Annotated in this window: 16 protein-coding genes; 6 read left to right on the top strand and 10 right to left on the bottom strand. The window is 54.5% G+C overall.

What is annotated here, in order from left to right:
* The first annotated feature begins 1 nt into the window (after position 1).
* On the top strand, positions 2-625 hold the full coding sequence (locus HG66A1_RS06320; protein ID WP_145181354.1) for a hypothetical protein: 624 nt from the start codon (positions 2-4) through the stop codon (positions 623-625).
* A gap of 211 nt (positions 626-836) precedes the next feature.
* Here the strand turns inward: HG66A1_RS06320 and HG66A1_RS06325 are convergent, their stop codons facing one another.
* Complete coding sequence (locus HG66A1_RS06325) at positions 837-1217, bottom strand: response regulator transcription factor (protein WP_145181355.1); 381 nt, start codon at positions 1215-1217, stop codon at positions 837-839.
* Between the two features lie 237 nt (positions 1218-1454).
* On the opposite strand from HG66A1_RS06325, the gene HG66A1_RS06330 reads away from it, so the two are divergent.
* Entirely contained in the window at positions 1455-2741 is a 1287-nt protein-coding gene (locus tag HG66A1_RS06330) for an adenylosuccinate synthase (RefSeq protein WP_145181356.1), read from the top strand.
* A 614-nt stretch (positions 2742-3355) separates the two neighbouring features.
* On the opposite strand, the gene HG66A1_RS06335 is transcribed toward HG66A1_RS06330, so the two are convergent.
* Entirely contained in the window at positions 3356-4387 is a 1032-nt protein-coding gene (locus HG66A1_RS06335) for an IS110 family transposase (RefSeq protein WP_145181141.1), read from the bottom strand.
* A gap of 881 nt (positions 4388-5268) precedes the next feature.
* Complete coding sequence (locus HG66A1_RS06340; RefSeq protein ID WP_145181357.1) at positions 5269-5700, bottom strand: RbsD/FucU family protein; 432 nt, start codon at positions 5698-5700, stop codon at positions 5269-5271.
* A 259-nt stretch (positions 5701-5959) separates the two neighbouring features.
* On the opposite strand from HG66A1_RS06340, the gene sucC reads away from it, so the two are divergent.
* Positions 5960-7147, top strand: coding sequence for an ADP-forming succinate--CoA ligase subunit beta (gene sucC / locus HG66A1_RS06345; RefSeq protein WP_145181358.1), 1188 nt, complete (start codon positions 5960-5962; stop codon positions 7145-7147).
* A gap of 112 nt (positions 7148-7259) precedes the next feature.
* Positions 7260-8138 (top strand): succinate--CoA ligase subunit alpha, encoded by an 879-nt coding sequence (sucD, locus tag HG66A1_RS06350; RefSeq protein ID WP_145037661.1) that lies wholly within the window; start codon positions 7260-7262, stop codon positions 8136-8138.
* 93 nt (positions 8139-8231) lie between these two features.
* On the opposite strand, the gene ndk is transcribed toward sucD, so the two are convergent.
* The 3 genes from ndk to HG66A1_RS06365 all read right to left on the bottom strand — a co-directional run bounded on the left by ndk (position 8232) and on the right by HG66A1_RS06365 (position 10623).
* Complete coding sequence (ndk, locus tag HG66A1_RS06355; RefSeq protein WP_145037663.1) at positions 8232-8699, bottom strand: nucleoside-diphosphate kinase; 468 nt, start codon at positions 8697-8699, stop codon at positions 8232-8234.
* 204 nt (positions 8700-8903) lie between these two features.
* Positions 8904-10082, bottom strand: coding sequence for a glutamine-hydrolyzing carbamoyl-phosphate synthase small subunit (gene carA, locus HG66A1_RS06360; protein ID WP_145181359.1), 1179 nt, complete (start codon positions 10080-10082; stop codon positions 8904-8906).
* Between the two features lie 145 nt (positions 10083-10227).
* Positions 10228-10623, bottom strand: coding sequence for an ArsR/SmtB family transcription factor (locus tag HG66A1_RS06365; protein WP_145037667.1), 396 nt, complete (start codon positions 10621-10623; stop codon positions 10228-10230).
* Positions 10624-11061: 438 nt separating this feature from the next.
* Here HG66A1_RS06365 and HG66A1_RS06370 point away from each other — a divergent pair, with 438 nt between their 5' ends.
* A complete protein-coding gene (locus tag HG66A1_RS06370; protein WP_197997002.1) occupies positions 11062-11832 on the top strand; it encodes an SDR family NAD(P)-dependent oxidoreductase in 771 nt (256 codons plus the stop codon).
* Between the two features lie 7 nt (positions 11833-11839).
* Here HG66A1_RS06370 and HG66A1_RS06375 read toward each other — a convergent pair whose 3' ends face one another.
* Together HG66A1_RS06375 and HG66A1_RS06380 are read right to left on the bottom strand one after the other, a co-directional pair.
* Positions 11840-14803 carry a PVC-type heme-binding CxxCH protein gene (locus tag HG66A1_RS06375; protein WP_145181360.1) on the bottom strand — a complete coding sequence of 988 codons (2964 nt, stop codon included), beginning with the start codon at positions 14801-14803 and terminating at the stop codon, positions 11840-11842.
* Between the two features lie 56 nt (positions 14804-14859).
* Positions 14860-15789, bottom strand: coding sequence for an alpha/beta hydrolase (locus HG66A1_RS06380; protein WP_145181361.1), 930 nt, complete (start codon positions 15787-15789; stop codon positions 14860-14862).
* A gap of 121 nt (positions 15790-15910) precedes the next feature.
* On the opposite strand from HG66A1_RS06380, the gene HG66A1_RS06385 reads away from it, so the two are divergent.
* Positions 15911-16708, top strand: coding sequence for a sialate O-acetylesterase (locus tag HG66A1_RS06385; protein ID WP_232106766.1), 798 nt, complete (start codon positions 15911-15913; stop codon positions 16706-16708).
* A 77-nt stretch (positions 16709-16785) separates the two neighbouring features.
* Here HG66A1_RS06385 and HG66A1_RS06390 read toward each other — a convergent pair whose 3' ends face one another.
* Together HG66A1_RS06390 and HG66A1_RS06395 are read right to left on the bottom strand one after the other, a co-directional pair.
* On the bottom strand, positions 16786-18261 hold the full coding sequence (locus tag HG66A1_RS06390) for a DUF1501 domain-containing protein (protein WP_145181362.1): 1476 nt from the start codon (positions 18259-18261) through the stop codon (positions 16786-16788).
* A gap of 87 nt (positions 18262-18348) precedes the next feature.
* Entirely contained in the window at positions 18349-21558 is a 3210-nt protein-coding gene (locus HG66A1_RS06395) for a DUF1553 domain-containing protein (RefSeq protein WP_145181363.1), read from the bottom strand.
* Positions 21559-21961 lie beyond the last annotated feature (403 nt).

The raw sequence follows: 21961 nt of genomic DNA on the forward strand, positions 1-21961 counted from the left end.
GATGGGATTGGATTTATGTTTACAGGCAATTCCTGAGAAGTGCAAATTATTAGATCTGGTCAGTACGGGTAAAATTAAAGTCTATCTATTAGGGTTTATCAATTACCACTATGAGCACGAAGGACACGGAAAAGGTGAGCTGACTCTCAATCCCAATAATGAATGGGAGAATAATGAAGGCAAGTGCTTTATTGAGTCGCTGTATGATCTGGAAAAAACATCGCCGGGTGTTTTAGATCGGAGTATGTATCTGGGGCGTGCCCATTCCTCGTTTTGCAGATTACTCGAGCTTCAGGCAAGAACTGAGGAAGAGGAAAAGATTGCACGAAAATCTGTTTATGGGAATGATTTTCTGCCTGCATATCTGGGGGAACAAGAGGAGCCCAAGCTCAGGTGGAACTCTGCAGAATATTCTGAATTGATCTATCTCTGGCTATCTGAGAGGTCTCCTGCAGAAATTGGAGATCAATATGTGCGGGCTGGATTTGGCAGAGAAACTGTTCGTCTGACGGATGAAGAGTACGAACAACAAAAAATACAAGTTTCACAGTTGTTCAAAGAATTTCAGGATCTTTACAAAGGGGCCGTTGAGAATCAGGAAGCGATGATTGTGAAACTGTCCTGAGTTGGGGGGTGGCCCCGGATGTAATCCGGGGTTGTCGTAGACAACAGGAAACTGTCAGGAGGGGAAGCATCAATTCAGAGCAGAACTGGCGACTGTGATGATCTGGTAGGAATCAGTTTCATTCTTTGAAAGATTTCACTGTCAGTTTCCTGCTCGCTGCGCTCGGCTCGGATTGCATCCGAGCTCACCCGTTTTATGAGGGAGCTGTTTATTACTCTGCAGTGAGCAGTTCGTTGACGGTCTGTACGAGGTCTTCGATGTGGTAGGGTTTGGGGATGAAGCGGTCGACGCCGCGGTCGAGGGCGAGTTCGCGGTATTTGGGTTCGCTGTTGCCGGTGACCATGACGATTTTGGGGGCCCGCTGCTTGTTGTTGATGATGCTGTCGAGGACAGCAAATCCGCTGCGGCGGGGCATGACCAGGTCGAGGAGGACCAGGTCGGGGGCGTCGCGTTCGATTTTCATCAGGCCTTCGTTGCCATCGTGGGCGGTGAGCACCTCATACCCTTCTGCTTCGATGGCCAGCTGTAAAGGCTCTGTAAGACCCTCGTCATCGTCGATGATGAGGACACGTTTTTGAGGAGAAGTGTTCATTAGCCTGGCGTTTAAATCCTGGTGTGGCCCGCGCTGGGGAAGTGTGCAGAAAGTATTATATCACCCCCGCTGGCGAAAATCCAATTATTAAGATCCAACGGACGTGTGGCGCTCCCCAAACCGGTGCCGGTTCGATAAAATGGGCCGGTGCGCGCGTGGCGTGCGCCAGTTTCGGGATGGTCCGAGATCAATATGTCTTTATCTGTTTATTCTTAAATCACGCAATGGGATAGTTTTGTGTCAGCGACGTCGGTAATCGGGTTACAGTGGGGCGATGAAGCCAAGGGCAAAATTGTAGACTTACTCTCCGAGCAGCACGAGATCGTGGTGCGTTACCTGGGGGGCAATAATGCAGGCCACACAGTCAAATTTGACGGCAAGACCTATAAACTCTCCCTGCTGCCGGCAGGGGTGCTGAATCCGAATGTCACCTCCGTCATTACCGGCGGGGTGGTGATCAATCCCAAGGCGTTTCTGCAGGAAGTCGCCTCTATCGTTGAACAGAACGGTCCGATTGATCCCAGCCGGCTGTTGATCAGTGACCGGGCCCACGTGATCTTCCCGTATCATATGCAGGAAGAGAGTATTTTCGAGAAGAGCCGCAAAGAGAACGCGATCGGCACGACCATGCGGGGTATCGGAACCTGCTATCGCGACAAAGCGAGTCGGACCCACGCCATTCGGATGGGCGATCTGATGCGTCCTGACTTTTTCCGGGCCCGTCTGGAAGAAATCGTGGCTTATAAAAGTAAGATTTTCCAGGCCCTCGATCCCGAAGCAGAACCGTTGAACGTCGATGCGATCTTTGAAGAGTATTGCGGTTACGCCGAGACTCTGAAACCGCATGTCGTTGATACCAGTGCTTATCTGTTGAAAGCGGTTGCCGAGCAGAAGAAGATTCTGTTCGAAGGGGCCCAGGGGAGCCTGCTGGATATTGACCATGGGACCTTTCCGTACGTGACTTCTTCCAACAGTTCCGGCTGCGGGATTCACAACGGCAGTGGCGTTTCCGAGCGTTACATCAGCAAGATGATCGGCGTGGTGAAAGCCTATACGACACGCGTGGGCGGTGGTCCGTTCGTGACGGAACTGCACGATGAGATCGGGCAGCGGATTCGCGACGTGGGAAATGAATACGGAACTGTCACCGGACGTCCGCGGCGGTGCGGGTGGTTTGACGCTGTCGCTACCCGTTACGGGGCGAATATCAGTGGCGTCGACTGCATTGCCGTCATGCTGCTGGACGTACTGAGTGGTCTGGATGAGCTCAAGGTCTGCGAAGCTTACGACGTGAACGGCACGCAGGTCACCGACTTCCCGAGCCACATTCTGGATCTGGAGCAGGCCAAGCCCGTGTATCGCTCGATTCCCGGCTGGAAAGAAGATATCACCGGCATCCGCAAGATGGAAGATCTGCCCGAGAATGCGATCGCGTACATCAAGGCGATCGAAGATATCATCGGTAAGCCGGTTGAGATTGTTTCTGTCGGACCCGACCGGGAACAGACGATCCTGCTGAAGTAGGCGACTGGTTTGCGTTCTGTTGAGGAGGGCAACTCACTTTCTGTATGGGAAGTAGGAAGCATTGCCCTGAATTGCAGGCTTAAACTGGACCTCCTGCTCGCTGCGCTCGACTCGGATTACATCCGAGCCCACCCGATGTGTTTCGTATTAAACCTGGTTGGGTGGCCTCGAATGTAATTCGAGGTTGTCGGAGACAACAGGAGGTTGCGGGGCACGCGTTCTATTGTGGTAAGGCGTGCCTCACGTTCTGAATGTTGAGGTGGGCGACTTTTCTCTGGACTGTTTGCGTTCGCTGAGACCTCTTGCTCGCTGCGCTCGGCTCGGATTGCATCCGAGCCCATCTATGAAGAACATCTTGTCAAGTGATTTAATTCTTTGCGCATGGATTCCTTTCTGAGACACAATCAAGCGGTACGCTCAACCATCTATTCGGGATCGACCACTGTTGCAGGCCGTCGCCATTAAACATCCGTACGAAGAACGCCCCATTCACCCTGACGAAGGTCGCAGACATTTCCCCGCCTTCATGGGCCCGGTCGGGGTCGTTCACACATTCCCGATTGATTTTGTCTCTGATGTTATTAATTCAAATCTGTATTACTCGTCAGCCTGTTTCAGGCAGGCTGGTGTGTCGCTGTGAATGGTTCGCCTGATTTCATGATCGCGACCATCATTCCCAGCAGACGCCTGGCGATCGCCACGATGGCTTTTTTAGCCTTCAAGCGTTTTTTCAACCTCTCGTAGATCGTCTTCCAGCGCGGTACCCGATACACCAGTTGCCAGGCGGCCTCCACCAGCGCCCAGCGCAAATAACGGGAACCTGCCTTTTCGATGTGGAGTTCCTTCATCTTCCCGGCACTTTCCCGTTGTCCCGGTGCCAGGCCCGCGTAGGCAACTACCTGCTTCTGAGAGTCGAATCGATCGATGTCTGCAATCTCCGATAACACGACTTCAGTGATCACAAAACCAACGCCCGGGATACTCTGCAGCAGTTCCCGCTGATGCTGTTCACGAATCGGAGCCGTCCCGGCAAAGTCGACCAGTGCCTGGTTGGCTGACTTCAACTGTTGGAGAAAGAAAAGCCATTCTGAGGTCAGTTGATTCATGCAAATCCGATCAGCGGCCGACAGGGGATAGCTGCTGACATACTCTTGTCCCGCTTTTCTGAACAGGTCTGGTCGATCTGCATTGTAGTTGCTCATGATCCGTCGCATGCGATTCTTGACCGAAGTAATCCGGCGTTGAATGGAGCTCCGCTGACGTACCAGGCCGCGGTGATCGCGTTGCCGAGGGGTTGGGCGATACGAGGCTGGTACCATGTCTCTTGACAGAAACTCGGCCAGAACCTGGGCATCGAGACGATCGCTTTTCCGCGTGGACTCAGCGATGACCCGCAATTTACCAGGGTGGGCGAGGATCACTTTATCAGCCAGGGGCTCGATGAGTTTGATCAGCCATTCGTAGCTGGCCGTCGCTTCCACGACCGCGCGAAAGGGCCCCAGTTCCTGGATGACCTCCTTGAAGAAGGCCACGATAGCAGCTTCATTGGCGCACATCAGACGTTTCCGTTTCTCGATTTTACGCGCTTCATTTACGACGCAGACTGTGATACTCTGTTTGTGAAGGTCGATGCCGGCATAAAACATGAGTGGTTCCTTTCTTTTGTGGAAACAAGGTTGTAACAAACTATGTTTACCACGCGTTAAAGAATACCACCACCGGCTCGGCCTTCTTACATAGTTTCACCCGATGTGTTTCGGATTAGATCTGGTCTGTTCTGGTCGGGAACTGGTGCAGGTCCTTGATGTTTACCTTTCCTGGGTTGTGCCTGCGCGTATCATTCCTGTCCCTGTTTTGTTTGTACCGGTGGCCAGGTGGCGTTTCTCAATTCGGATGATATCTACCAAAGACGTTTCAACCGGGGCTAATTTTCTTTTCTGCTGTTGGAGTCCTGAAAACAAGAATAACAGCATACCCTCGGCCACGGTGGATACGTACATAGCTAACGCTGTCGACCTTATGATCACGTAGAAAACTATTAAATAGACGCTACCTGGCGTCTTGCCGCTCAGGGGGGAATTATTTATGGAGGTCCATTGGGAGTTGTTTCGAGTCGAAGGTCGCCAGGCGGGCAGGCACGCGTGTTCTGCTCCTACATCCTGTTTTGATCATAGGTCTGAATCCTGTTTTGATCATGGTCTGATTTTGTCGATCGGCACCGGGAGGTCAAGACAGAATTTTGTCCCGATGTGGCCGGATTTTGTCCTGGTCTGTCCGGGATTTTGTCCACGTGTGACCTGGGTTTGTCCCGATTGGACCAGCTGGAAAGGGGAGAACATTGAGAACTGATGCGCGATTGACAGGTGGAAAGCGGGTGAAAATCGACGGGAATTCAGGTGTTGTTACGTCAGTGGTGGGGGCTGTTCCGGTGCACGATCACCTGTCTCGCGCGCGAGCCAGAGGGGACCAGCATACGCAGCGGCGGGGGCGGATCAAGTTCAGTTTGTGCAGTGAAAAACGGGAAGCGTTATTCGACGACGACCCCTTTTTTCAGAATCAGATTGGCGTACAGGGCGGTTTCGCTGGTGGCGATGATGGCGTAGGCCTGGCGGGCGCGTTCGTAGAACTCGAAGCGTTCGATTTTTTCCAGCTCCGGAGCGCGGTCATCGTGCTGATAAATCAGTTCGCGATAGGTCTGCCAGATGGGGGGCTCGGCTGCCTGATCGTCGACGGGGTTCATCAGGCCGGCGGGCTGATCGACGAACGTATCGAGGGGGAAGAACGGGAGCAGGGCGGAGAGGATTTCAGGGACGCCGTGACCATCGAGGCGGATGATACGCTGGGCGTGGGAGTCGGCGGGGAAGTTGCCGTCGGCGAGGACGATGTCGTCGCCATGTCCCATTTTCATCAGAACGTACATCAGGTCGGGGGAGATGATGGGAGGAATTCCATTGAGCATGCGGTTCACCCTGGCTGTGGTTATGTGACTGGTGTTGTGTGTGCTGGAACTGATTTTGACAACTCAAAAAGCAGAATCAAAGGGGCTCGTGAGAGTGATTACCATTATGCAGAAATTTTACGTCGAAGGCGAGGATGGCTTGCTGGATATGCTGCTGTGATCCCGTTATGATGGCCTGAGTTCAAGCTGTGGGCTCGACAGAGTGAACACCGCTTTTTCTCACCGGTAGCAAGTTTTCAGGAGAAAGTCTGAAAAATCAATGAAAATTCACGAATATCAGGCCAAACAGTTGTTTCGCGAAGTCGGGATTCCCGTACCTGAGGGAATCGTAGCGAAGACCGTCGATGAAGCGGTGGCCGCATTTGAAAAACTGGATCGTCCGCTGGTGGTTGTGAAGTCACAAATCCACGCAGGGGGCCGCGGAAAAGGTCGTTTCAAGGAACATCCGGAGCAGGCTGGTGTGGTACTGGCTCGTTCTGCAGATGAAGTTCGCGAGAACGCGGAACGCATGCTGGGATCGACCCTTGTGACCGTGCAGACCGGGGAAGAAGGCAAGCAGGTCAACACACTGTTCATCGAGCAGGGACTGGACATTGCCAAAGAGCTTTACCTGGGATGCGTGATCGACCGCGAAGCAGGCGGCCCGGTGATGATTCTCTCGACCGAAGGTGGTATGGAGATCGAAGTCGTCGCCGAAGAGTCTCCGGAAAAGATCCTGAGCGAGCCGTTTTCGATTCACACCGGACTGCTCGGTTTCCAGGCCCGCAAGCTGGCATTCAAACTGGGAATGGAAGGCAAAACGGTTCGTCATGCTGAGAAGTTCCTCTGCCAGATGAGCCGTTTTTTCATTGATAACGACTGCAGCATGACCGAAATCAACCCGCTGGTGATCACCGGCGAAGGTGAACTGGTTGCACTGGACGCGAAGGTGACGTTCGACGAGAACGCACTCTTCCGTCACAAGTCATTCGACGAACTGCGGGACCTGACCGAAGAAGATCCTGCGGAAGTACAGGCGGGTGATGCCGGCCTGAGCTACGTCAAGCTGGACGGCAACATCGGCTGTCTGGTGAACGGGGCTGGACTGGCGATGAGCACCATGGACCTGATCAAGCATCATGGTGGTGAGCCGGCTAACTTCCTGGACGTGGGCGGCGGAGCGAACGTCGACCAGGTCACCGAAGCCTTCCGGATCATTCTGGCTGATGACAATGTGAAAGCAGTTCTGGTGAATATTTTCGGCGGGATCATGAAGTGTGATACGATCGTGACCGCGTTACTGGAAGCTTATGAAAAGGTTGGTTTCACGGTACCCCTGGTGGTACGACTGGAAGGGACCAACGTGGATACCGCCCGGAAGATGCTGGCAGAGAGTGGTCGGGATATTATTTCCGCAAACGACCTGACCGACGCCGCTCAGAAGGTTGTGGCCACTTTGAGTACTTAGTACAGGCGGGCGACCTGTCTGTCAGGTCGCCGCTCGTGTGACGTGGTTGTTTTGCAAAAAGCGATCTTAGCCATCTTTTAATAAAACACATTTCCCGCAAGGGTGACAGATTATGAGTATTTTAGTTACTGAAAAGACACGCGTCATTTGCCAGGGGATCACCGGTAAATCCGGGCTGTTTCACAGCCAGCAGTGCCGGGAATATGGCACACCGATGCTGGGGGGCGTGACTCCCGGAAAAGGGGGAACCGAGGTTGATGGTTTCCCGGTATTCAATACCGTGGAAGAAGCAGTCGAGAAGACCGGTGCCAACACCAGCCTGATTTTCGTGCCACCTCCGTTCTGTGGCGAAGCGATCATGGAAGCCGCTGATGCGGGTATCGAACTGATCATCGCGATCACCGAAGGTGTTCCCGTCACCGATATGGTACGGGTGATGGAATACCTGAAAGACAAGCCGAGCCGCCTGATTGGTCCGAACTGCCCGGGTGTGATTACTCCCGGGATCGCCAAGATCGGCATTATGCCCGGTTACATTCATACGCCCGGTTCCGTTGGCCTGATCAGCAAGAGTGGTACGCTGACTTACGAAGCGGCCTGGCAGCTGGGGAATATTGGTCTGGGACAGAGCACCGCGATTGGTATTGGTGGTGACCCGATTATCGGGACGACCTTCATCGATCTCTTGGAGATGTTCCAGAATGATCCTGCGACCGAGTCGATCATGCTGATCGGTGAGATCGGGGGAACCGCTGAAATCGAAGCAGCGGAATACATCAAAGAGCATGTGACCAAGCCGGTTGCCGGTTTCATCGCCGGTAAAACAGCGCCTCCCGGAAAACGGATGGGGCACGCTGGTGCGATTATCAGCGGTGGTAGCGGTACAGCGGATGAGAAGATTGCCGCTCTGGAAGCAGCCGGTGTTGTTGTGGCGGAAAGCCCGGCAGACATGGGTGCTGCGGTCAAGCGGGCGATTGAGAAAGCCTCTTAATCGTCTTTACCAGACAGCCAAAAACAACAGGGCCACCGGATTCAACCGGTGGCCCTGTTGTCGTTATATCAACTTGAACGGAGTGGCGGGCGACTATTTTTCGTCGTCAGCACAGACCCAGGCGCTCAGTGAGGATTCGTAATCGACCAGTTCTTCAGGTTTGAAGTAGATCGGAATTTCACGGGCGGCGGCTTCGGGGCCGTCGCTACCGTGGACGAGGTTCATTTGGCGACTGACGCCGAAGTCACCCCGGATGGTGCCTGGAGCGGATTCGCGACCGTTGGTGGATCCCATCATGGAGCGGACGACGGAAATGGCTTCCGGTCCTTCAGCGGCGATGGCGATAACCGGGCCGGAGGTGATGAATTCTTCGAGCAGCGGGTAGAACGGCTTTTCCACATGTTCTGCGTAATGTTCGGCGGAGAGTTCCTTAGTGACCTGCATGAGTTTGAGGCCGACAATTTTGAGGCCTTTATTTTCGAAGCGGGACAGGATGGTGCCGGCGAGCCGGCGCTGAACCGCATCGGGTTTAATCAGGATCAGGGTGCGTTCGAGAGCCATGTGGAGTTCTTTCTATCAAGTCGATGGTCTGTATGAAACGGAGGGATCGGAATTCCCTCGCTGTACTCACTGAATTTTGTATTGGGAAACTTAACTTATCGGCGGGGGATGCCCGGCGGGTACGGAATTTCCACGCGTGCCGGTTGAATTGAAATGAAAAATGCGATTCATTTCAACCCTGATATAGAGGATAAAATGCGGCGATCAGGAAGAAACCCGTGTTTGACAGATGCTGTCAAAAAACTGTTTGAACAGGTAATGGCTGTCGTGGGGGCCGGCCGATGCTTCAGGGTGATATTGCACGCTGAAGGCAGCATGGGTTTTGTGGCGGAGCCCGGCGACAGTGTCGTCGTTCATGTTGGTGTGGGTGACTTCGACATCGTCCGGCATGGTTTCAGGATCGATGGCAAAACCGTGGTTCTGCGAGGTGATTTCCACCTGTTTCGTGTCATGATTGAGAACCGGCTGATTTGCGCCCCGGTGTCCGAACTTGAGCTTGAAGGTCTTGCAACCGCAGGCGAGTCCGAGCAACTGGTGTCCGAGGCAGATCCCGAAGATGGGAACTTTGCCCATGAGGTTACGAATCGTCTCAATGGCGTAGGTCAATGGTTCCGGGTCTCCGGGGCCGTTGGAGAGGAAGACGCCGTCCGGGTTGAAGGCGAGAACGTCTTCCGCGGTGCAGTTTCCGGGGAGAATCGTTACGCGGCAGCCGAGCTGTTTCAGGTGACGTGGGATGTTCCACTTCATGCCGTAATCGATGGCGACGATGTGGTAATTGCTTTCCGCCTGATCTTCCCCTTCGGCCATGTTGGTGATGGATTTTCCGGAGAGGGAGTGAGTCGAACTGCTGTGGGCCAGCGGATGCAGGCCTTCATCCCATTCGCGGGCTTCTGCAGGCAGAACTTTGCTGACCAGATCCTGGCCGACGAGTTGCGGGCTGCTCTGGGCTTTTTTGACCAGCGATTCATCATCCAGATCGACCGTGGAGAGGACGCCGGTCATGGCGCCGGAGGTTCGGATCTTCCGCACCAGGGCGCGGGTGTCGATTCCCTGCAGTCCGATGACGCCTGCGGCTTTGAGGTATTCATCAAGAGTCTGTGTCGAGCGATAGTTGCTGGGAATTTCGCAGAGCTCACGAACGATGAAGCCCTGCAGAGCGATTCCGCCGGACTCAATATCTTCGGGGGCGATGCCGTAGTTCCCGATCTGCGGATAGGTCATGGTGACGATCTGTCCGCAATAAGAGGGGTCGGTCAGGATTTCCTGGTACCCGGTCATGCTCGTGTTGAACACAACTTCACCGTGGACTTCTCCGTCCGCACCAAAAGCCGTCCCTGTGAATACGCTGCCATCGGCAAGGGCTAACTTCGCTGTTTTCTGCATTGTCTACACTGATCTTAAGGGATTGAAGAAATTCGGGTCAAATCTGATATGTTCTATCAAAGATTGGCGCAAATAAAAAGAGACCGGCGCTGATGGCCGGCCTCTTCGGTCGTTTTTTTCAAATTTGAATTGATTCGAAAGGGAATCAGCTCAGGTCCTGGGTGAGGACGAAATTATCGATGCGGATAATGTTCTCATTCGGATCATTAAAACTGTTGAACAGTTCAGCCATGATCGCGTGAAAATGGGTCCGGCAGATCGAATAGAAGTTGTGTTTGCCGTCGCGGCGTGCTTCAATTAAGCCTGCGTCGCGAAGGAGTGCGAGGTGGTGGCTCACAGCCGGCTGGCTCTGATTCAGCCTTTCACACAAGGCAGTTACGAATAATTCTTCTTCCTGGGCCAGATAAAGCATAATCCGCAGTCGCGTTTCATCGGACAGCAGTTTGAAAACTTTAACGAGGTTTTTCTCCAGATGATCTGGCAGCGTCGGAAAACGCTGGGTCGTTCCTTCCTGGGGCGGATCCACAAGATTTGTGGCCATATCACTAGTTTCCTTTTTTAAATTCATGCAATAGAGCTCGTTTAAAACCGGTCACTTTATATACGTGACCAGCCTGTGGGGCAAATTTGTTCGTTCCACTCACGTCAGCGTGGGGAAGTTAAATCATGAAAAACAAGCAGCCAACCGCTGGCCATACCAATTGTTCAAAACATTGTGGCCCTTAATCGCCTGTATTACATGGCGCGCAGATCTCAGCTGAAATATTCAACTACTACTTGTAACGTTGCCAGACAGGCGAAAGATGTGACGTAGGAGAGTCGCTTCATTTCAGAAATTGAAGACCGCTCCCTTATTTCGTTGGCAATTATGGTAGTGCTCTGCCCAATCGTCAACTAGTATTTATCCAGTTTATCTAATTATTCGCGAAATAAGACTTGTTTTATGTGAATAAGTCTCTTGTCAGTAAGGGGTTATGTGGTGTCTGTCTCTGCGTTCTGCGATTTGACCGGTAAGAAAGCAATGGTGACCGGGTCCTCTTCCGGCATCGGAAAAGCGATTGCGCTGGAGCTGGCTGAGGCGGGGGCGGACGTGCTGATCCATTATCGGAATTCGTCCCTGGCAGCAGAAGCGGTGGTGGAAGAGATCCGGAGTCGCGGACGGGAATCGGAGATGCTCTCCCTCGACCTGGCTCATCAGGAAAAGTATGACGATTTTATAAATCGCGCTTTTCAGAAATGGGGGACATTGGACATTTGGGTGAATAACGCGGGCGTCGATCTGCTGACGGGAGACCAGGCCAAACTGGGGTATGATGCGAAACTCGAAAAACTATTCGATATCGATGTGCGGGGAACCGTTCTGCTGTCGCGTGAAGTGGGACGTCGCATGAGCGAACAGGGTCATGGCTGTATACTGAATATCGGCTGGGACCAGTCGGATCGGGGAATGGAAGGGGCCAGTGGTGAGCTGTTCGCGACCAGCAAGAATGCGATCATGGGTTTCAGTCGTTCGCTGGCGGTCTCGCTGGCACCGAAGGTTCGCGTGAACTGTATTGCGCCCGGCTGGATTCTGACGGCCTGGGGGGAATCGGCGAGTGAAGTCTGGCAGGAGCGGGTCAAACAGGAAACCCCGATGGACTGCTGGGGAACTCCCCAGGACATCGCCAACATGGCGCGGTTTCTCTGCAGTCGGGAAGCGGCTTATATCACCGGACAGGTCATCAATGTGAATGGGGGCGCCGTTCGCTAAGCTGCGATTACTCGGAACCGGGTTTCGACTTCGAATTCGATTCCGGCAGCAGGTAGGCAATTAGATCACGAAATTCCTGGAGCGTCATCTGGTCCACCAGGCCGTTAGGCATGATCGAGGTTTTGGAAGGGACCATTTCTTCGATCTCGTCGATTTTGAACGAACGGATTTTCCCGTTGGAGTCGTAAATCGAACGTTCTTTGTTGTTGTGTTTATGATAAATGCCCGAGGCGGTCTGACCGTCGATGGTGACGATCGTCAGTGGGAGAAAGCCCGGGTCAATATCTTTACTGGGATTGATGATCGCTTCGACCAGACGTTCCCGGTTCAAAGCGATACGACCGTTGGTGCGAATCAGACCGGGACCCACCTGTTGTCCGCGACCGTCGATCTGATGACAACGGAAGCAGCCGGGGCCCTGGGGATGAAAGAAGAGACGCTGACCGGCGCGGGGGTCTGCGGGACCGGCGAGGGTCTGCAGCCACGCGGAGAGTTCGTCCCGGTTCGGTTTTGTTTCTGCAGGACTTTGATTCAGAACCCGCTGCACGAGAGCGGCGGCCGCGTAGTTCTCTGCAGCCAGCTGTTTTAGCGTTGTCTGTTGTGATGGGTTGAGTGAAGCACCACGCAGGGTTCGCAGGGCTTCGTTGGCGACGGTCGGGTTAGTGTCAGCAGCCAGCTTGAGCAGAGGTTTGACATTCTCAGGTTGAGTGGCAGAGAGGCCGATGATGGCTTCCGCGCGGAGGTTGGCATCGGCTTTTGAATTATTGGCGAGCTGCAGCAGTTGCTGACGGGCGGTTTTCGTTTTGAGATCACGAAGACTGCGGATGGCTTCGGTACGGACTCCCGCATCAGTGGATTGTGTCAGCGAGGTCAGTTTGGCTTCACTCAAAGCGGGATGTTTCGCGGGCAGGAAGAGTAGAATCTGTTTTAACACTTCAGGCGACGTTTCGGGAAGATCCAGCAGGCGGGCGGCCAGTTGCTGTGCCTGTGATTTAGTGACCCACCAGTCGCCTGTCGTGCCCCGCGTCCAGTCTTTCATCACGCCATCGAGCTGCGCGATGGAAGCCAGGTAGGCTTTGAGCAGGTCGGGGGTCGTAGCCTGACTGGCGAGGTCGGCGACCAGTGTTTCGCGGAACTGTTTAAGCTGATCGCGTCCGATCCATTCGACGGCGACGAATCGCACATCGGGATTGTGATCTTTGAGAGCCTGTTTGAGCAGGTTGTCATCGGCTGGGGTGTTGCTCTCTTTGAGCAGAAAAATCGCTGCCAGGCGGACGGCGGAATCGTCGTTCTGGGAGAACAACTCAGCGAGCTCTATGTTGGTCAGTGTCTGTCGTAGCCCTTCACGGGCGGCCTGCTGCATGAACGGATCACTATTCTGCAGATGCTCGAAAAGCAGGGGCAGGCTCTGTTTGTTTGAGATGCGTCTGAGGGCTGCAGCCTGGACGAGGGGGGACTGATCTTCCCGGGCGACCTGTGCGAAGTCGACCTGGTCGGCGGGAAGAATCGCGACGGCCTGTTCGCGGATGCCGGGTTCTTTGTCTTTAAGCAGGACGGCGATGTGTGCAGGCGTCAATTTGTTGACGCTGACCAAGGCATTCAAGGCGACGGCTCGAACGCGCGGATCCGTGTTGCCGAGGGATGCCTGGAGCTGGTCGATGCCAGGCTTCTTCTGCGCGAGTAGATTACGAGCCGCGTTCTGACGCTGTTGCCAGTCGGGGGAAGTCAGTTGATTGTCGCGGGGAGACAGTTCCGGTTTCACGGCACTGATTTTCCAGACGCGGCCTTTGCCATGCAGGGGGTAAGAGCGGTCGGCCCAGTCGCCGACATACAGGCAGCCGTCGGGGCCAACAGCGATGCCCGCGGGACGGAAGTATTCTTCGCCGGCGATGACTGGTTGCGTGGAGGTTTTGAACGAGGCACCATCGGGGGTGAGGTGGTAGCGGTCGATGCGGTGTTCGCCCCAGCTGGCCACCAGCAGGTCGCCGCGATAGTCGGCGGGGAGCTGGTCGGATTCGTAGGAAATGACCCCCGTAGGAGACTCGCCGGTAGAAGAGGTCATGGGCAGGGTGCCCGGGGTTTCGGCGTTGACGGCGATAAAGGGTTCGAGTGTGCGACGCCGGTAGCCATAGTCACCTCCCTGAACGATGGTCAGCAGGCGACAGGGGGGACGATTACCGGGATCATTATCGCCAACAAACATGCGGCCGTAGACATCGAAGCAGAGGTGGAAAGGATTCCAGAAGCCGGTGGCAATCCGTTCGAGGCGGCTGCCATCAGTGCGACAGCGGAAGACTCCTCCTTCTCCGCGCAGAGCGGGAATACGGACACTGCCTTTGCCGACGAGTGTTGCATCGTCTCCATAATTCTGGCCGAGGGTGAAATAGATATTGCCGAAGTCGCCCACGAGTTCGGCGTCGGCTCCTTCGTTTTCTCCCATGCCAAAATAGATGTTGTTAAAGAAGTCGAATGCAAAGCCTGAGAAGCCGTTGTGTGGATAGGTGGCGGTGGTTTCCAGTTGAACCAGATTCTGGCGTAGGTCCGCTGTGCCGTCGTCGTCTTTGTCTCGCAGTCGGAAAATGGAACTGCGGGTGGCGACGTAGATCCAGCCATCCGGATGGGCGGCGACGTTCATGGTTTCTGTCGAGCCTTCGTAGAATGTCTGAATCAGGTCGGCGCGACCATCGCCCGTGGTGTCCTCCAGTAATCGAATCCGGTCGGTTTTGGGACCCTCGTAATTCTCGGGGCGAAAGTGAGTGTGACTTTCGACGACAAAGACGCGTCCCCGCTGGTCAACGGTGAGGCCGGTGACAGTGACGATGTCCGGTTCGGCAGCGAAAAGTTCAATCTTGATCCGCGGATCGAGCGAGCGCGGCGGTTCGATCTCCGCTGTTGCCAGGGAAGAGAGGCAGCAGACAGCGGAGAACGATAGAACGGAAGCCAACAGTCGGGCTGGGGAAAGACCGGTCATGTCGTCAGCTCCTGGTTGGGATTGAGGGAGGGTTTTTCAGGATGTCGTCAGCGGACTTATTTCTGAGGAGGCAGGTAGCCCAGCGAGGTCAGAAACGCGTCCAGTTTTACGATGGTGTCTTCGTAGTTCTTTTTGTTACGACTCAGGTTGAAGAAACCGTGCGGTTGATCCGGGTAAGCGATGAGCTCACAGCGGTTACCTTTCTGCTTCATCTGATCAGTAAAGCGTTCGACGTTTTCGAAAAGTACTGTTGTATCGCCGGTGCCGTGGAAAATAATCGTAGGTGGGGTGCCCTTCCGCACGAAATGGATGGGAGAGATTTCCTTGCAACGTTCTCCGAGCTGTTGCGGTCCCCCTTTCCAGCCGGTTTCGGTGGTGTCAACGACCGGGTTGAACAGAGCCATCGCATTGGGGACGGAAGAGATCTTTTTATTTTCGTTCGGTTCATCGAAACCGGTCACAGTGCCCGTGCAGGCGGCGACGTGTCCACCGGCCGAACCACCTCCGGCAACGATGCGATTGGGATCAATTCCCAGTTCTGCAGCGTGTTCGCGAATCCAGCGGACAGCTGATTTTCCATCGGCGACGCATTCGAAGGGGGTGGTGTCGTGCTTGGATTTGATGCGGTATTCGGCCGCGCAGGCGACCATGCCACGTGAAGCGAGGTAACGACAGTGAGGTTCAAATTGACTGGGATTGCCACTCCGCCAGCCTCCTCCGAAGAAGAAGACAACCGCAGGTCGGGAGTCGCTGGGTTTCCAGTCAGCGGGTTTGAAAATATTCAGATGCAGATCGCCCTGGTCGGTTTTTTTATAGACTTTGAATTCCGCATCCTTGAGCGGTTTCCAGCCGGTCTTGGGGGAGTTGGCTTTCTTTTTCTGTTTCTGTTCTGCTGCCCGGAGGGGAGAAGAGGACTCGAAGCCCGCGAATTGCGTTGCGGCTGCGAGGGTACAAGCGATGAGCGCGATTGTGAAACGGAAATTCATGCTGCAGAGATTCCTTCTGTAAAACTTGAAACCGGTTGCTTGATATCACATTGGATGACCTTCTATAGTAAATGAAAGTATGATCGAATTGTCTTTTCTTTTCAGGCTGGAATCCCAAAAAATGAAAATTAAACTGCTGTTGAGTGTGGCCCTGTTCATGGGGCTGTTTACGGTTCTGAGTACAACCCGGGCGGAAGAGAACGCGTCCCAGTTACCTCCCAAAGAAAAATTTGAAATCTATCTGCTGATCGGACAGTCAAACATGGCTGGGCGGGGGAAAGTCGATCCCGCGACTAATAAGGCGCATCCCCGGGTGTTGAAACTCGACAAGCAGGGAAAATGGGTGCCGGCCACCGATCCGTTGCACTTCGATAAACCCAAGATTGCCGGCGTGGGTCCCGGTTCCGGATTTGGTCCCGTGATTGCGGAAGCAAAGCCGGGCGTGACGATTGGCCTGATTCCCGCAGCCGTGGGGGGAACGCCCCTCAGTCGCTGGGTCAAAGGGGGCGATTTGTATGAGCGTGCCGTCAAGCTGGCGAAAGAGAATCAGAAGTATGGCGAGATCAAAGGTGCGATCTGGCACCAGGGGGAAGGGGATTCTTCCAATCCCAAGTTGTATAACTCATACCAGAATCGACTCTCGGGCATGATCGCGGATTTGCGCAAAGATCTGAACGAACCGGACATGCCGTTCGTTATGGGAGAACTGGGGGAGTTTTTCACACGCCCCGGTGCCGAGACCGTCAACAAGTCGCTGCATGGAATTGCAGAGACGGTGCCTGCTACCGCGGTGGCCTCTTCAAAAGGTCTGCCTGCGAAAAGCGATCAGGTGCACTTCAATGCGGAAGCAGAGCGAGAGTTCGGCAAGCGTTATGCGGCACAGATGCTGAAACTGCAGCAGCAGGCTGCTGAGAAGTAAGCGATTCTGTAAAGCTGTGAATACGAAAAGAGGCAGTCTTTGTTGACTGCCTCTTTTTTGGTATGTAGCACTGGAGATCAGGCGAGGATGTCTTTGACCGGGTGGTGTTCTTCGACGCCGGTGAGCCGCTGATCGAGACCCTGGAATTTGTAGGTCAGTTTGCGATGATCGATGCCCAGACACTGCAGGATCGTCGCGTTGAAATCATGGATGTGGACCGGCTTGTCGACGATGTTGTAACTGAAATCGTCGGTCGACCCGTAGACCTGTCCTTTTTTGATGCCGCCACCGGCCATCCAGACGGAGAAACAGCGGGGGTGGTGGTCACGTCCGTAGTTTTCACGACTGAGTTTCCCCTGGCAGTAGACCGTACGGCCGAATTCACCGCCCCAGATGACGAGGGTGTCATCGAGCATGCCACGCTGTTTGAGGTCTTTGACAAGAGCGGCTGCCGGCTGGTCGATGTCCTTACATTGTTTGGGCAGGTCACCCGCGATATTCGCGTGCTGGTCCCAGCCACGGTGGAAGATCTGCGAGAAGCGGACCCCCCGTTCGGCCATGCGACGGGCGAGCAGGCAGTGATAGGCGAATGTGCCCGGTTTATGTACCTCGGGGCCATACATGTCGAGCGTGGCTTTGGTTTCCTTGGTGATGTCGGTCAGTTCGGGAACCGACGTCTGCATGCGGAAAGCCATCTCGTATTGTGAGATGCGGGTCTGGATTTCCGGGTCGCCGATACTTTCGTATTCGTTCTGATTCACCTGCGAGAGGGTGTCCAGCATGCGGCGGCGCAATTTGGCGGAGACGCCTGGCGGGTTGGAAAGGAACAGCACCGGATCGCCCTGCGAACGCAGTGAGACACCCGAGTATTTACTCGGCAGGAATCCGCTGCCCCAGAGACGGTTGTAAAGCGCCTGAGCCTGTTGCCGACCTGACCAGGTGGAGGTAAGAACAACGAAGGCGGGCAGGTTTTCGTTCATCGAACCCAGACCGTAGCTCAGCCAGGAGCCGAGGCTGGCGCGACCGGGCAACTGGTTGCCGGTGCAGATGTAGGTAATTGCCGGGTCGTGGTTGATGGCTTCCGTCCAGAGCGAGCGGACGATGGAAATATCTTTGACGATGCCTGCGGTGTGAGGCAGCAGTTCACTGACCCAGGCACCATCGCCACCGTTGTCGTGTTTCGTGAATTTGAATTTCGACGGAGCCAGCGGAAAGCGGGACTGCCCCGAGGTCATCGTCGTCAGTCGCTGTCCCTGCCGGACGGACTCGGGGAGGTCTTTATCGAAAAGTTTGTCGAGTTCCGGTTTGTAGTCGAGCGTGTCGATCTGTGAAGGGGAACCCGCCATGAACAGATAGATGGCCCGCTTCGCTTTGGGAGCGAAGTGAGGGATGTCGGGGAGTCCGCCGATTGTCTGTGATTCGGGATTCGCTGCCTGCAAGGGCTGTCGATTGGCCTCGAGGGAGGCCAGGGCGGCGGTTCCCAGCCCGAGGCCACCCGCTTTGAAAAAATGACGTCGCGTGATCTGTGAGAGATGTTCCTGCATGGGATTCATGACGATACCTGTTTATTTCTGTTGAGTTCTAAGCCGCAACTGATGCTGTCCGGCGTGGATGCTGTGGAATGATGAATAACAACGTCTTCAATTTTTATTGAGCACTTCATCCAGGTTGAGGATGAGGTTACCCACCATGGTCCAGGCGGCCAGTTCCTGCGGATTCAGTTTCTCGTCAGGTTTGGACTCGCCAACAGCAATCAGTTCTTTGGCAGCTTCAGGAGCTTTCTGGTATTCAGCCAGCATGTCATCAAAAGTCTGTTTAATCAGGGTCAGGTTTTCCTTTGAGATCGGATGCCCGGTGGCCATTGTGTAAGCAAACTTGATCCGCTCTTCGGGAGAGGGACCGCCTTCTTTCATCATGCGTTCGCCGAACGCACGGGCGGCTTCCATGTACTGCGGATCGTTCAACAGCAGCAGGGCCTGCAGTGGCGTATTGGTCCGTTCGCGACGCATGGTACAGGCTTCCCGGCTGGGGGCATCGAAGGTCGACATTTCCGGCGGTGGTGAGGTCCGTTTCCAGAAGGTATACAGTCCGCGGCGGAAGACTTTCTCAGGGCCCGTATCCTGTTTGAACCGCACGGTATTCGAGCCGGAATAACCGACGGCGTACCAGAGTCCATCTGGTTGAGGCGGTTTCACGCTGGGGCCACCTACTTTGGGAACGAGCAGACCACTGACGGCGAGTGCCTGGTCACGCAACATTTCCGCATCCAGGCGGAAGCGGGGGCCACGGGCCAGCAGACGGTTCTCGGGATCCTGCTGATACAGTTCCGGAGTCACGCTGGAGTTCTGTCGATAAGTGGCAGACATCACAAGCTGTTTCATCAGCCGTTTGACATCCCACTGGTGTTCCTGGAAATCAATGGAGAGCCAGTCCAGCAGTTCGGGATGACTGGGGACGGCTCCCTGGTTACCGAAGTCTTCACTGGTTTCGACGATACCGGTGCCGAACAACTGTTGCCAGAACCGGTTGACGGCAACGCGGGATGTCAGCGGATGACTGGGATCGACGAGCCATTTCGCCAGACCCAGCCGGTTGACGGGCCATTCGGCTGCCATGGCAGGGAACTGTGCCGGAGTTTTCCGATCAACTTTATCCCCTTTCTGATCGTATTGTCCCCGCTTGAGATCAAAGGCCTCTTTGATGGTTTTGCGTTCGCGGAAGACCAGCGTCGTGGGGAGCGAGGCGATCAGTTTTTCTTCCTGTGCTTTGACTTTGACCTTCTCGGCCAGCAGTTTGCGATATTCGGAATCGAACTGATTCAGATAATACTGTCTCAGCAGTTCAGTCTGTTGGGGAGTACGTTTATCGGCAGCCAGTTTCAGGACCGGTTCAATCTGATGATCGAAGTAGACCTGATTGACTTCGGTTTCTGAGAGTTCGTGATCGTAGATACGGAACTCGTCAACGAAGCCGTTCGTCAGGTGCTGCTTGGTTGGTGAATGACCCAGCAGAATCGTAGCCGAGTTCAGAGGAGTCGTATTTTTAAAGGAGTCGGAGGAGATGGTCAGCTCGGACTCTTTGCCGTCGACATAGATGGTCACGCCATGGGCTTTGGCGGAACCATCGTAGGTCACACAGACATGATGCCACTGATTAGGCGTGATTTCATTATTCTTGGTCTGCACCTGAACGGCATAGCCGGGCCAGCGATCAATCAGACGCACACTGAGGGTCTGGTTAGTGATCTGTAGATCGTAGCCTCGTTCGCGCGAATTAGGATTAATGCTGGAAACGATCGGTCCCGAAGTTTTACCGTTGGTTTTGACCCAGATGGCATAACTGAAAGGGGTAGCTTTGGCAAACTGTCCGGTTTTTCCCAGGTCGAGATAGCTGCCGGGGGCGAACTGGAATCCGTTATTGAATTTACCGGCGACCCATTTTGGAGCCCCTTTGACAGACGCTTTGTTTTTTGCGTTCGTTTTATCAGCAGCGGCGTCGCCTTCTTTCTCGTCGAGCGAGTAAGCAGCCAGCAGACCGCCAGGTTGCGGAATGGAGAGATCGGGATTGCTGCCCGTCTTCTGAATCTGCTGCTTCCACTGGAGCCAGGACTGAAATGCGGGTTCGTTAACCTTGGTACGGTCGGCACCCCGTTTTTCAATGGAAGCAATCTGGTCTTTATAAGCCTGGAGTTGCTTGGACTGGGCATCATCGGGGACACGGACGGAAGGGGGGGAGTCTTTGATGTTCCCGTCCATCGCGGGGCCATCAAGGTTATTGAAGAACGCGAACAGCTGATAGAATTCGGTTTTCGTAAAGGGATCGAACTTGTGATCGTGACAGACGGCACAGCCGAGGGTGAGCCCCATGAAGGCCTGGCCTGTCGTTTCCACCCGGTCGATGACGTTGCGGACATAGACTTCTTCGGCGATCGAACCCCCTTCGTTGGTGGTCACGTGACAGCGGTTGAAGCCAGTGGCGATCTGCTGATCGAGTGATGCATTCGGGAGCAGGTCACCGGCCAACTGTTCGATCACAAACTGATCGTAGTGTTTGTTGGTATTGAAGGCATTAATGACCCAGTCGCGGTAAGGCCACATCTCGCGGTAGTTATCGAGGTGCAGTCCGTGAGTGTCGCCGTAACGGGCGATGTCCAGCCAGTAGCGGGCCATGTGCTCGCCGTACCGGGGAGACTGCAGCAGTCGATCCACGACTTTTTCATACGCATTGGGACTTTTGTCATTTACAAACGATTCCACTTCCTGCGGCGTGGGAGGCAGTCCGGTGAGGTCCAGAGTGACTCGTCGAATGAGAGTACGACGATCAGCCTCGGCAGTGGGTTTGAGATCTTCTTCATCGAGCCGCGCCAGGATAAACTGATCGACGGGACTCTTCACCCAGCCCGGTTGTGAGACGGAAGGCAGTGGTGCTTTCTGAGGTTTTACGAAGGCCCAGTGATCCTGCCAGGGAGCACCCTGTTCGATCCAGAGTTTGAGTTGTTCAATTTCTTCCGGCTTCAGTTTCTTCCCGCTGTCGGCCGGCGGCATGAGGAGGTCGCCGTCGTCGGTTGTAATGCGGGCGATGAGTTCGCTTTCCTTCAGGTTGCCGGGCACAATGGCTTTGTGACCGCCCAGGTCGGCAAAGGCGCCATCACGGGTATCAAAACGCAGGTCGGCAGCGCGTTTCTTGGCATCCGGTCCGTGACACTGGAAACAGTTTTCCGAAAGGATGGAACGTATTCTGGCTGGGGAGACTTTTGTAGTCTTTTCAGCGCTTACCTGGGTGAGTGAAGTACACAGGAAAGTGAGAACGAGAGCAGGGACGATGCGCTTGCTCGAACACAGAAGAAGCATGACATTCACCTTCTGGATAGTAATTTTCAAGTGGATGATCGGCCGCGGAGACGGGGCTGTTCAAACTTAACTTGTCAATGAATCTCTGGTGATGCCTGTCCGACCGACAATCCATATCAGTTTGCAACGGCGGTAGCTGAACCCCATGGTTCAGCAGGCGGGATGGCAGATGTTCCGGGAACGGGGGAGCAATGCTTGTGTTCCCGAATTCAGGTTCAATTATTTATTCTAATCGTCGTTCCGGGCCTTTGCAAGACGCGGATCGGGATAAAGTGACGTATCTCGTTACAGCGTCGACAGTTCCGTGTGCGTAGTCTAACAGGCGTTTCTGCCTGAGCTTACAGGATGTTTGTGTTTCGTTTGCTGTCAGGAATCGGTTATCAACTTCGCCTGTAGCAACGTG

Source organism: Gimesia chilikensis (assembly GCF_007744075.1).
In the GTDB taxonomy this organism is placed as follows: domain Bacteria; phylum Planctomycetota; class Planctomycetia; order Planctomycetales; family Planctomycetaceae; genus Gimesia; species Gimesia chilikensis_A.